8 protein-coding genes are annotated in these 11506 nt (G+C 67.3%); 6 read left to right on the plus strand and 2 right to left on the minus strand.

Annotated elements, in window-relative coordinates; genetic code table 11:
- Positions 1-221 precede the first annotated feature (221 nt).
- Complete coding sequence (locus tag CXQ89_RS04255) at positions 222-1496, plus strand: CaiB/BaiF CoA-transferase family protein (RefSeq protein ID WP_104160400.1); 1275 nt, start codon at positions 222-224, stop codon at positions 1494-1496.
- On the opposite strand, the gene CXQ89_RS04260 is transcribed toward CXQ89_RS04255, so the two are convergent.
- Positions 1484-2989, minus strand: coding sequence for a PucR family transcriptional regulator (locus tag CXQ89_RS04260; RefSeq protein ID WP_104160401.1), 1506 nt, complete (start codon positions 2987-2989; stop codon positions 1484-1486). The two genes, CXQ89_RS04255 and CXQ89_RS04260, sit on opposite strands and share 13 nt — an antisense overlap.
- Before the next feature lie 80 nt (positions 2990-3069).
- On the opposite strand from CXQ89_RS04260, the gene CXQ89_RS04265 reads away from it, so the two are divergent.
- The 4 genes from CXQ89_RS04265 (at position 3070) to CXQ89_RS04280 (ending at position 8791) form a co-directional block, all read left to right on the plus strand.
- Complete coding sequence (locus CXQ89_RS04265) at positions 3070-4461, plus strand: aminotransferase class III-fold pyridoxal phosphate-dependent enzyme (RefSeq protein WP_104160402.1); 1392 nt, start codon at positions 3070-3072, stop codon at positions 4459-4461.
- A 68-nt stretch (positions 4462-4529) separates the two neighbouring features.
- Positions 4530-5726, plus strand: a complete 1197-nt coding sequence (locus CXQ89_RS04270) for an acyl-CoA dehydrogenase family protein (protein WP_104052824.1) — start codon at positions 4530-4532, stop codon at positions 5724-5726.
- A 53-nt stretch (positions 5727-5779) separates the two neighbouring features.
- On the plus strand, positions 5780-7267 hold the full coding sequence (locus tag CXQ89_RS04275; RefSeq protein WP_104160403.1) for an aldehyde dehydrogenase family protein: 1488 nt from the start codon (positions 5780-5782) through the stop codon (positions 7265-7267).
- A gap of 72 nt (positions 7268-7339) precedes the next feature.
- Complete coding sequence (locus tag CXQ89_RS04280) at positions 7340-8791, plus strand: APC family permease (protein WP_104160404.1); 1452 nt, start codon at positions 7340-7342, stop codon at positions 8789-8791.
- A gap of 44 nt (positions 8792-8835) precedes the next feature.
- Here CXQ89_RS04280 and CXQ89_RS04285 read toward each other — a convergent pair whose 3' ends face one another.
- Positions 8836-10005 carry a helix-turn-helix domain-containing protein gene (locus CXQ89_RS04285; RefSeq protein ID WP_104160405.1) on the minus strand — a complete coding sequence of 390 codons (1170 nt, stop codon included), beginning with the start codon at positions 10003-10005 and terminating at the stop codon, positions 8836-8838.
- A gap of 169 nt (positions 10006-10174) precedes the next feature.
- Between CXQ89_RS04285 and CXQ89_RS04290 the strand changes: the two genes are divergently transcribed.
- Entirely contained in the window at positions 10175-11497 is a 1323-nt protein-coding gene (locus CXQ89_RS04290; protein ID WP_104052814.1) for an MFS transporter, read from the plus strand.
- Positions 11498-11506: the final 9 nt, after the last annotated feature.

The raw sequence follows: 11506 nt of genomic DNA on the forward strand, positions 1-11506 counted from the left end.
GGGTTTTTTCTTTTTCCCGCCGGTTGCCCACCTGCCGCGCACAATCCCTGTCCAATTAGGCCCGCACGCCGCGTCCGGTGTGCAGAGCGCCCTGCGGCAGGACAATTCGTCCAAATCTCCGGTCCGGCCCGTGCCTAAGCTGGATGCACCGTCCGGCGTGACGAGTGACACAGGGGGAATTCCCCGAGAGAAAGTCCGCCGGGGAACAGGGGAGCATACAGATGGTGAATTCAGCATCGCCGGGCGGACCGGCCGCACTGGATGGACCGGCCGGACTGGACGGATCAGCGGCAGGCTGCGCAGCGGACGCCGCGGGCCAGCGGCCGCTTGACGGGATCCTGGTTGCGGATTTCTCCCGCGTGCTGGCAGGCCCGCTGTGCACCATGACGCTGGCGGACCTGGGCGCCCGGGTCGTGAAGGTGGAACGCCCGGGAGCCGGTGACGACACCCGCAGCTGGGGGCCGCCCTGGTCGGAAACGGGTTCAACGTATTTTGAATCGGTGAACCGGAACAAGGAGTCCGTCTGCCTGGACCTCAGCGACCCTGACGATCTGCAGGCGGCGCGGGAATTGGCACTGCGTGCGGACGTGCTGGTGGAGAACTTCAAGCCCGGCGGACTGGACCGGCTGGGCCTGGGGTACGCCGAACTCAGCACCGCGAATCCCGGGCTGGTGTATGCCTCCATCTCCGGCTTCGGAACAACCGGCGGCAGGGACATTCCCGGATATGACTTCATCGTCCAGGCCCTTGGCGGACTGATGAGCATCACGGGGGAAGCCGACGGCGCTCCGTACAAGGCCGGCGTCGCGCTGGTGGACGTGCTGACGGCCAAGGACGCCACCATTGCCGTATTGGCGGCCCTCCAGGCCCGCCGCGCGACCGGGCGCGGCAGCCACGTCCAGCTGAATCTGCTCTCCAGCCTGCAGGGAGCCCTGGCCAATCAGGGGCAGGCCTTCCTGGGGGCCGGAGCGGTGCCGGCCAGAATGGGCAACGCCCACCCGTCGATCGTGCCGTATCAACTCCTTGAATGCGCTGACGGACCGCTTGCCGTCGCCTGCGGCAATGACGCACAGTTTCGCCGCCTCGCCGGGGAGCTGGGAGCGCCGGACCTGGCCGCTGACGGGCGCTTTGCAACGAACAGTGCCCGGGTGCAACACCGTGAGGCGCTGGTGCCGCTGCTGGAAGAGCTGCTGGCGGCGGCTCCGGCTGCCCAATGGCAGGAACGGCTGACGCGGGCCGGCGTGCCGGCCGGCCGGGTCGCGGGCATCGATGACGGCATTGCCTACGCCGAATCGCTGGGACTGGAACCCACCATCGAGGTCCGGGACGCCTCGGGCGCCGTGAGCGGGCGGCAGCTGCGGCACCCCGCCGTCTGGGAGCCGCCGCTGGCACCGCGTGTCCAGGCCCCGCCCCGGCTGGGCGAGCACACGGACAGTGTGCTCTCCTGGCTGCGCAGCGAAGAGGCCGAGAGGCAGCCGACCGATCACCTTTCGTAGTGCCGCAGCTCCATCCACAGCGGTGCAAAGACATCGGGATCATCCAGGTCCACCCCGAGCAGCGAGGAAGCAAGGCTGATGCGGTGCCGCAGCGAGTTGCGGTGCACCCCCAGGCTGCGGGAGGCGTTTTCCCAGTGGCCGCGGTGGCGCAGATACTCGGTTACTGTGCCCACCAGGTCCGCCCGCGGGTAGCCCTGCAGAAGAGTCACCCATTCACGCGCCCGGGAATTGCTGTCACTTCCGGTCCCCACCAGCGAACCGGGCGGTGCCTGCCGCAGGGCCCGCCGGACGGCCGGCATCACCGACGCCGCTTCCCCCAGCGGGACCGGCTCGCTCAGGGCTCCGGCCAGGTGTGGATGGGCCGCCGCAGGGCTGGACGCCGCGGCCCCCGGTTCCTGCCCCGCGGCCGGAACTTCGTGGGCCGGAAGCACCAGGTACAGGGCTGATTCCTCCTCATGGCGCAGCAGGCCGGCGGCCGAATAGTCCGGAAGGGGAGGCAGCCCGGCATCGGGAACCAGAGCGGAAGCGGCCCGAATCAGCAGTCCCGGGTTCTCGCCGGCCCGGACAGTAAGTCCCAGCACGCGCACCCGGCCGGGCAGTTCCTGCAGGCCCACGTCTGCAGCGAGGATGCGTGCCGCCTCCGTGTGTCCGTGAAGGACGAGCTTGGCCACGGCAGCGCCCAGCGTCGCAGTGGCGCCGGAAACCACCTCCCGCTGCCGTGCCTTGAGCGCGAGCAGCGTGCAGACGGTCAGGATCACCTGGCGGTCCGCCGCCGTCAGCGTGCGTCCGGGGCCCACGGCGAGGAAACCGTGGATGCGTCCGCTGGTGCCGATGGAATACTCCACAACGGCCTGCCCGTGAATTTCAAAAGTGGCCGCAGAGTGTGTTCCGGCCCGGTTGAGCCGGAGGGTTTCGGCGCGCAGCGGCGGAATGTACCCCTCGGCGCTGGCGGGCCAGAAGGTTGACGGCCCCGAATCGGCGGGCAGATACGCGGCCCAGCCCCCCAGCGCCTGCGCCAGGCCGCGGACGACGGCGGTGGTCGCGTCCGGGCGCATCGCCGCCTGGGCGAGGGCTGTCTGGGTGCCCAGGCTGCTCATGAGGTCGGCCTGGCTGCTCCTGGCGGACAACCGCCAGTACGCCCGGGAGATGTTCTGGAACGGCACTCCGTCGGGAACGGTCAGCAGTTCAACGCCCGCCGCTGCGCAGGCCTCGGCCACCGGCAGAGGAACCTCCTCCAGCCACGGGCCCAAACCCAGGCCAAGGGCCAAAATTCCCTTGTCCCGAAGCCGCGCCACGTACTCTCCGGCAGCGGCATCATTGCGCACCAGCGGCATGCCGGTGGTGAGCAGCAGTTCCCCGCCCTCCAGATACGGCGTGGGGTCCTCCAGCTCGGACACATGGACGCCGGTGAGCTGGCGGCTAGGCTGCCGCCGTCCGGAGTGGAAGACCAGGAGGGGGCCCAGGGCATTGCTGAGCTCAGTGAGGGAGACCATAGACAAATCATCCAGTACCGCGGCCGAAATTGGCTCAAATGTTCAATGACGCACGTCGCATTGCTCCGTAGCGTGTGCGCATGACCGAGACATCTTTTGAATCCGCAGCCGCACCCCTTCCCCAGACCAGGCACCTGGCAACTGACGTGCCGGGCCCCCGTTCCCGGGCGCTGCACCAGGAGCGCACGGCCCACGTCAGCGCCGGCTTCGGCGTCACATTGCCCGTGTTCATTGACCGGGCCGACGGCGGGATCCTCCAGGACGTGGACGGCAACCGGTTCATCGACTTTGCCTCCGGAATTGCGGTGACCAGTGTGGGTGCCGCCAATCGGCGGGTCCGGCAGCGGGTGGCTGCGCAGCTGGAAAAGTTCACCCACACCTGTTTCATGGTTACCGAATATGACTCGTTCACCCAGGTATGCCGCTGGCTCAACGAACACACCCCCGGCGATTTCGACAAGCGCACCGCCCTGTTTTCCACCGGCGCCGAAGCCGTGGAAAACGCCGTCAAGATAGCCCGCGCGGCAACCGGCCGGCCTAACGTGCTGGTTTTCGACGAGGCCTACCACGGGCGCAGCCTGCTCACCATGGCCATGACCGCCAAGGTAAACCCGTACCGGCTCAACTTCGGTCCGCTGCCCGGCGAGGTTATCCGGGCAGCCTCGGCCAACCCCCTGCGCCCTTCAACCGGTGCCGAGGCAGGGAACGCCGCAGCTGCACTGGCCTCCGTTGAACAGACGCTGGCAGAAAGCGGCCCGGAAACCTTCGCTGCCATGGTCATCGAGCCGATCCAGGGCGAGGGCGGGTTCATTGTTCCGGCGCCCGGTTTCCTGGCCGGACTGCGGAAGATCGCCGACCGGCACGGGATTGTCCTGGTCATGGATGAAATCCAGGCCGGGATGGGCCGCACCGGCACGCTGTATGCCAGCGAGTACGAGGGCGTGGCCGGCGACATCACCCTCAGCGCCAAGGCACTGGCCGGGGGCCTGCCGCTGTCCGCCGTCACCGGACGGACAGAACTTTTGAACGCCGTGCATACGGGCGGACTCGGCGGCACCTATGCCGGCAACCCGCTGGCCTGCGAAGCCGCACTGGCTGTCTTTGAGGAATTCGAAGACGGCACCCTGCTGGCCAACGCCCGGTCCATTGAAGCTGCAGCCCGTGAGCTGCTGGAACCGCTGGTGGAGGAGGTCGGCGCCGTGGCCCAGTTCCGCGGCCGGGGAGCCATGCTGGCCCTGGAGTTTGCCGATCCTGACACCCTGCAGCCCCGGCCGGACCTGGCCGCAGCTGTTTCCGCAGCCTGCCACGCCCAAGGTGTCCTGACCCTGACCTGCGGTACCTACGGAAACGTCATCCGCCTCCTGCCGCCGCTGGTCATTGGCGACGAACTGCTGCGCGACGGGCTGGATGTTCTCCGCACAGCCATCCTTCAGACGGCATCCTCCGCCGCACCCGCAGCCAGCATTTCCTGACACACCCGGCCCGCTGATAGGGGCCGGCCCGACAGCACAACCGCAACGCCCTACAGAGATGGAGCATCATGACCGCCCTTGCCGCCCAGGAACCCGGCGAAGCAGCCTTGGAACCCGCAGACCTCATTAACTTCGACTCCCTGCTCACCCCTGCGGAGCTGGAACTGCGCGCACGGGTGCGCGGTTTCGTCAATGACCAGATCCGCCCCAACATCGCGCGCTGGTACGAGGACGCCCATTTCCCGCTCGAAATTGTTCCGGAAATGGGCAAACTCGGTCTTCTGGGCATGCACCTGCACGGCTACGGCTGCGCAGGCGGTTCCGCGGTCGAATACGGGCTGGCCGGAGCAGAGCTGGAAGCGGGCGATTCCGGACTGCGGACCTTCGTTTCCGTGCAGGGGTCACTGGCGATGAGCGCCATCGCCAAATGGGGCTCGGAGGAGCAGAAAACCCAGTGGCTGCCGGGAATGGCAGCCGGCGAACTCATCGGCTGCTTTGGGCTCACCGAACCGACTGCCGGATCCGATCCCTCATCCATGAAGACTTTCGCCCGCCGGGACGGGGACGACTGGGTGCTCAACGGCACCAAGCGCTGGATCGGACTGGCCAACGTTGCCGCCGTCGCCGTCATCTGGGCGCAGACCGACGACGGCGTCCGCGGCTTCGTTGTGCCCACCGACACGCCGGGCTTTGCCGCCACACCGATTGAACCGAAGCTCTCGATGCGTGCCTCGATCCAATGCGAGATTGAACTGACCGACCTCCGCCTGCCTTCTGATGCGGTCCTGCCCGGCGCCAAGGGACTGCGCGGACCCTTCTCCTGCCTGAACGAAGCCCGCTACGGCATCATCTGGGGCTCCATGGGCGCCGCACGCGATTCCTTCGAAACCGCCCTGGCCTATTCCAAGGAGCGGCTGCAGTTCGACAAGCCGCTGGCCGGCTACCAGCTGACCCAGCAGAAGCTGGTGGACATGGCCCTGGAAATCAACAAGGGATTCCTGCTGGCCCTGCACCTGGGACGGCTGAAGGACGCCGGAACCCTGCAGCCGCACCAGATCTCAGTGGGCAAGCTCAACAACGTGCGCGAAGCCATTGCGATTGCCCGCGAAGCCAGGACCATCCTCGGCGGCAACGGCATCACCTTGGAATACTCACCGCTGCGCCACGCCAACAACCTGGAGTCGGTGCGCACATACGAGGGCACCGATGAAGTGCACACCCTCATCCTGGGGCAGAAACTCACCGGCATCCCCGCCTTCCGCTAACCGCCCGCGAATCCCGTCCGCAGCCTCACCGCCGTCCCACACCAGGAGCTCCCTTGACGCACTCTGCACCAGCCGCCGCACTGCGGCACTACATCAACGGAACATGGGAAGAAGGCACCGGTTCCGTCCTGACTTCGGTCAACCCGGCCCGGCCCGGCGAAACAGTGGCACACGGCCCTCAGGCCTCCACAGAACAGCTGGACCGTGCGGTGGCCGCTGCGTCGGCGGCGGCGGGTGCGTGGGCCGGTACTCCGATGCATGAGCGCGGGGCAATCCTGCTCCGGGCCGTCGGCATCCTGGAACGGGACCAGGAGCGCCTCGGCCTGGAACTGGCGCGGGAGGAAGGGAAAACCCGAGCCGAGGCACAGGGCGAAGTGCTCCGCGCAGCACAGATCCTGCGGTACTACGGCAACGAAGGGGACCGGTCCGCGGGGGAGGTTTTCTCCTCCCCGCGCCGGGGCGAACGGATCCTGGTGGTCCGCAAGCCGCTGGGTGTGGTGGGGGTGGTGACACCGTTCAACTTTCCGATCGCCATCCCGGCCTGGAAGATCGCCCCGGCGCTGGCGTACGGCAACACGGTGGTGTGGAAACCCGCCAGCACCGTGCCGCTGCTGGCGTTGCGGCTGGCCGGTGCCCTGGCGGAAGCGGGGCTCCCCGCGGGTGTACTGAACCTGGTCATCGGACCGGGGAGCCTGGGCAGCGCCCTGGTGGAACACCCGCGGCTGGACGGTCTCACCTTCACCGGATCAACCGGCATCGGACGGCGCCTCGCCGCAGCCGGTGCCGCGCGCGGCGTTCCGGTGCAGGCGGAGATGGGCGGCAAGAACGCGGCCGTCGTTCTCCGGGATGCGGATCTGGATCTCGCAGCCGAGCAGGTCCTGCTGGGAGCGTTCCGTTCCACCGGCCAGAAATGTACCGCAACCTCGCGCCTCATCGTGGACGGGGCGGTGGCCGATGATTTCCTGGACCGGCTCCGCGCCCGCCTTGATGCCTGGGTGACCGGTGACCCCGCCGACGACGGAGTCCACATGGGGCCGCTGATTAACGGAGCGGCTGCGGACAGCGTGAGCGCCGGGGTGGAGGCAGCCCTGGCCGAAGGAGCGGAACTTGCCTATCAGGGCAAGGCTCCGGGCCGCGCCGATCCGGACGGCGGGTTCTTCCTTCCGCCGACGGTGCTGGAACTGCCGGGCGATCCGGCGGCCGGGGCAGCCAACACTGCTTGGCGGGAAGAGTTCTTTGGCCCCGTGCTGAGCGTGCGCCGCACTGCTGATGCCGGACAGGCTTTTGAACTGGCCAACCAGAGCGAATTCGGGCTCAGCGCCGCCGTCTTTACCCAGGATGTCACCCGCGTGCTTGATGCCGTGGACAGCCTTGACGTTGGCATCCTGCACGTGAATTCGGAATCCGCCGGCGCCGATCCGCACGTGCCTTTCGGCGGTGCACGGAAATCCGGGTACGGACCGAAGGAACAGGGCGGCGCGGCGAAGGAATTCTTCAGCCACACCACCACCGTCTATCTGCGCGGGGGAAATCCGGGCTGACAGTTCGGCGCCGGGCACCGCATCACCACCACCGCAACACTCACCCGAGGTAATCACAGAATAGGTAGATCAATGGGCAGAACAGAAGTGAAGTCCACGCGGGACGCAGAGCCGTCCCTCCTCAAGGTCCTCGGTAACTGGGACGTTCTCGCCCTGGGTTTCGGAGCCATGATCGGCTTCGGCTGGGTGGTCCTGACCGGCGACTGGATCACCTCGGCCGGCACCATGGGCGCGGTCCTGGCCATGGTCACCGGCGGCCTGATCATGGCGGTGGTTGGCCTGACCTACGCCGAACTCGTGGCAGCCATGCCCAAGGCAGGCGGCGAGCACAACTACCTGCTGCGCGGAATGGGACCGCGGTGGTCCTTCATCGGATCCTGGGGGATTACCGGCGGGTACATCACCATTGTGGCCTTTGAGGCCGTGGCCCTGCCGCGGACCGCCACCTATCTGTTCCCCAACCTCAACGCGGTTCCGCTGTGGGAGATTGCCGGGGACCACGTGCACCTGACCTGGGCGCTGGTGGGCGCGGTGGCCGCCGTCGTCATTACGGCAGTGAATATTCTGGGTGTCAGGCACGCCGGCGTGGCGCAGACCTTTGTAGTTCTGCTGCTGATCGTTGTCGGACTGATGCTGGTCTTTGGCTCCTTCACCGGCGGATCGACAGCCAACATGGAGCCCTTCTTCACCGGCGGGATGGGCGGCTTCTTCGCGGTGCTGGTGGTGGTTCCGTTCATGTTCGTGGGCTTTGACGTCATACCGCAGTCCGCGGAGGAAACCCACATCCCCGCACGGCAGATCGGCCGCCTGGTGGTCATCGCCGTCGCGCTGGCCACCGTCTGGTACGTGGGCACCATCCTCACCACCTCCTCCGCCATGAACGCGCAGGAGCTCGCCGGCACCGACATTGCGACGGCGGACGCCATGGGCAAACTGTTTGGCTCCGACATCATGGCCAAGATCCTCATCGCGGGCGGAATCGCGGGCATCCTGACCTCATGGAACTCCCTGCTGCTGGGTGCCTCACGGCTGATGTATTCGATGGCGCGCGCGGGGATGCTGCCGGCCTGGTTCGGCAAGCTGCACCCCAAGTACCGCACCCCGGTCAATGCGCTGCTGTTCATCGGGGCGCTGTCCGTCCTGGCGCCGTTCTTCGGGCAGAACATGCTGGGCTGGCTGGTTGATTCAGGGTCACCGAGCATTGTGATTGCCTATGCGCTGGTTTCGCTGGTGTTTGTCCTCCTGCGCCGCCGCGAACCGAAGATGGACCGCCCGCTGCGTATCGGCGGCAAGGGCAACGGCGGTCAGCTGATCGGCATCGCCGCGGTGGTGCTGTGCCTGGGACTGCTCTCGCTGTACCTGCCCGGCATGCCGGCCGCGCTGGGTGCCGTCCCGTGGCTGCTCTTTGGCCTGTGGTGGACGCTGGGACTCTTCTTCCTGCTGCGTATCCCCGGCGGGATCGCCCCCGGGGAACATGCGGAGGAGGATCTGCTGGAACGCCTGGCCGCGCGGCGCCGGCGCTAAACGGGGACGGAGCGGCGGTGGGCCCGGTCAGGGCATCCAGGATCCTAGGACCAGGCCACCACCAGGCGCGCCGCCTGCTCCGGCACCATCACATCAATGCCGGTGAGCTCGGTGAAGCGGCGCAGCCGGTTCATCAGGGTATTCCGGTGGCAGAACAACTGCTCCGCGGACCGGGCGATGCTGCCGGTCGCCAAGTAGGTGCTCACGGCCTCCTGCAGCCGCTCCCGCTCCACGGGGCCGCAGCCCTGCAGGGCCGCGTCCACATCCGGGACCATGGGAATGCCGGTCTCCGCCAGCCGGTGCCGTGCAAGGCGGGCCCACGCGCTGCGCATGGTTAGGGCTCCCCGGTCGCCGGGGCCGGCCAGCGCCGCCAGTGCCCGGGCTGTCTGCGCGGCCAGCCTCAGGCCGGCCAGCCCGTGCACGCGTTCCACCAGACCGCACGGAATGCCGCGGACCTGCTCGGCGGCGTCCCGGACGGCGCTTCCGCTCCGCTCGTCGCACACCCAAAACACCACCAGCCCGTCCGGCAGGGGATGCGTGAACAGGTCAGCGCCGCGCCGTGAAGCCGCTGCCACAGCCAGATGGAGGGCGGCGGTGTTGTCCGCGGCGGCTGCCGCCACCATCAGGATTGCGTCTTCGCCCACCCCGAGGCCCCGGGCAATGCGGGCGAGCATTTCCGGCGGCGCACTGACCGGCCCGAACAGCGCCGCAACATAGCCCTGCCGCAGCGACGTTGCCTCCTGTGCCATTCGCTGGCGCTCCAGAATGTATGCGGCCTGCGCCTGGGAAGCATAGGAATCCACCACTTCCCAGACTGTCTCGGCCCGCCGGACCAGCAGTTCGGCGTCCGCGGCATCAGCCAGGTTCATCAGCTCGCTCCACAGGATGGTGAAATCCAGGCGTATCGCCGTCATCAGCGACTCCACCGGAACACCTGCCCGGGCGCGTGAGACCCCCACATCCAGGGCAATGTCGTGGCGCTCCGCCACCAGGCGCGGGCTGTCATCCCGAGGACGCAGGCTTTCAATCAGTGCGCCGAAGGACACGGTGGCGGTGCGGCGGATCTCGCTGGCCGGCAACGCGCCGTCGTGGTAGTCATTCAGCTGCAGTACCCGCTCCAGGAACAGCGCGGTCAGCCGCTCCACGCTGAGTCCGTCCAGGAGCGCGGTCCACCGTGCTGAGGAGTCCTCGATGTTAAATCCGTGTTTCTGCATGATTACCACTTGATAAACCGCCCTGTTTTTGTGCTTTTGCACATCTTACGGGGCGTAATCCACTGAATTTGTTGCACGCGTCATACGGAGCGCCCTGAGATGCTGGTGCTTCGTTCCCGTCCAGAACGACCGTTTGAACGGTTTGGCACCAGCAGCTGCGGAGGCAGGCATGACACAACCACTGAACCTCGAGGCCGGGGCAACCCGGACTCTCACCGACAAAGAGGCCATGAAGGTTTCTGTCGGAGCCCTGATCGGCACCGCCATGGAGTGGTACGACTTTTTCCTCTTCAGCGCCGCTGCAGCGCTGATCTTCAACGTTCAATACTTCACCAATGAAAATGCCACGGCGGCGGCCCTGGCCTCGTTCGCGACGTTCGGCGTCGGCCTGCTGGCACGGCCGCTGGGCGGAATGTTCTTCGGCGCCATGGGGGACCGGATCGGCCGGCGCAAGACGCTCATGATCACCATCGTGGGCATCGGAGTCGTCACGGGCCTGATCGGTGCGCTGCCCACCTACGCGGCCATCGGCATCGCCGCCCCGGTCCTCCTGGTGCTCCTGCGCGTGGCCCAGGGCCTGTTCGTGGGCGGGGAATGGTCCGGAGCCATGACCATCGTGGTGGAAAACGCACCGCTGGAGCGCCGTGCCCGGTACGCCGCGTTCCCGCAGATTGGTTCACCCATCGGAACCATCCTGTCCTCGGGCGGATTCTTCCTGATGACACTGCTGTTCTCGCAGGAAAACTTTGACAGCTTCGGCTGGCGCATTCCTTTCCTTGCCGCCATTCCGATGCTCCTTGTTGCCGTGTACATCCGCAGCCGGCTGGAGGAATCTCCCGTGTTCGCGGAGCTGCTTGAACACGGGCAGGTGGAAAAGACCCCCATCCGCACCACCCTGAAGGACTCCTGGAAGCAGATCATCGTAGGCATGGCCGCTGCATTGCTCGGCGTCGGCGGCTTCTACCTGGTGACCGCCTTCGTGGTCTACTACGGCGTGTCCATCCTGGGCTACTCCTCCCAGCTGATGCTGCTGGGCGGCATGGTGGCCGCGGCGGTGGAAATTCCCGTGCTCATCCTGGGCGGCCGGCTCGGCGAGCGCTTCGGTTCCAGCCGGGTGATCCTCTACGGCGGCCTCGGATCCGCCGTCGCAGCCATCCCCTCTTTCCTGCTCATCACCTCCGGCACTCCGGTGCTGGTGATCCTGGGCATGACACTGGCCGTGGCCACGCTGTCCCTCCCGTACGCCGCAAACGGCACCATCCTGACGGGGCTCTTCCCCGCCCGCACCCGGTACACGGGCGTCGGGTTCGCGCAGAACACCGCCGGCATGGTGTCGGGCTTCATTCCGCTGGTGGCCACCGGCCTGGTGGCGGCGGCCTCCGATCACTGGTGGCCGGCTGCGGCGATGCTGGTGGTGCTGAGCCTGTTCACTGCGGCCGCCGGAACCATCGCCCCGCGCATGAGCGTGGACCTTCCCGGCTTCAAGCACTAGGTCAACCGG

Origin of the sequence: Arthrobacter sp. ZGTC212, from assembly GCF_002929255.1 — a bacterium.
Taxonomy (GTDB): domain Bacteria; phylum Actinomycetota; class Actinomycetes; order Actinomycetales; family Micrococcaceae; genus Arthrobacter_B; species Arthrobacter_B sunyaminii.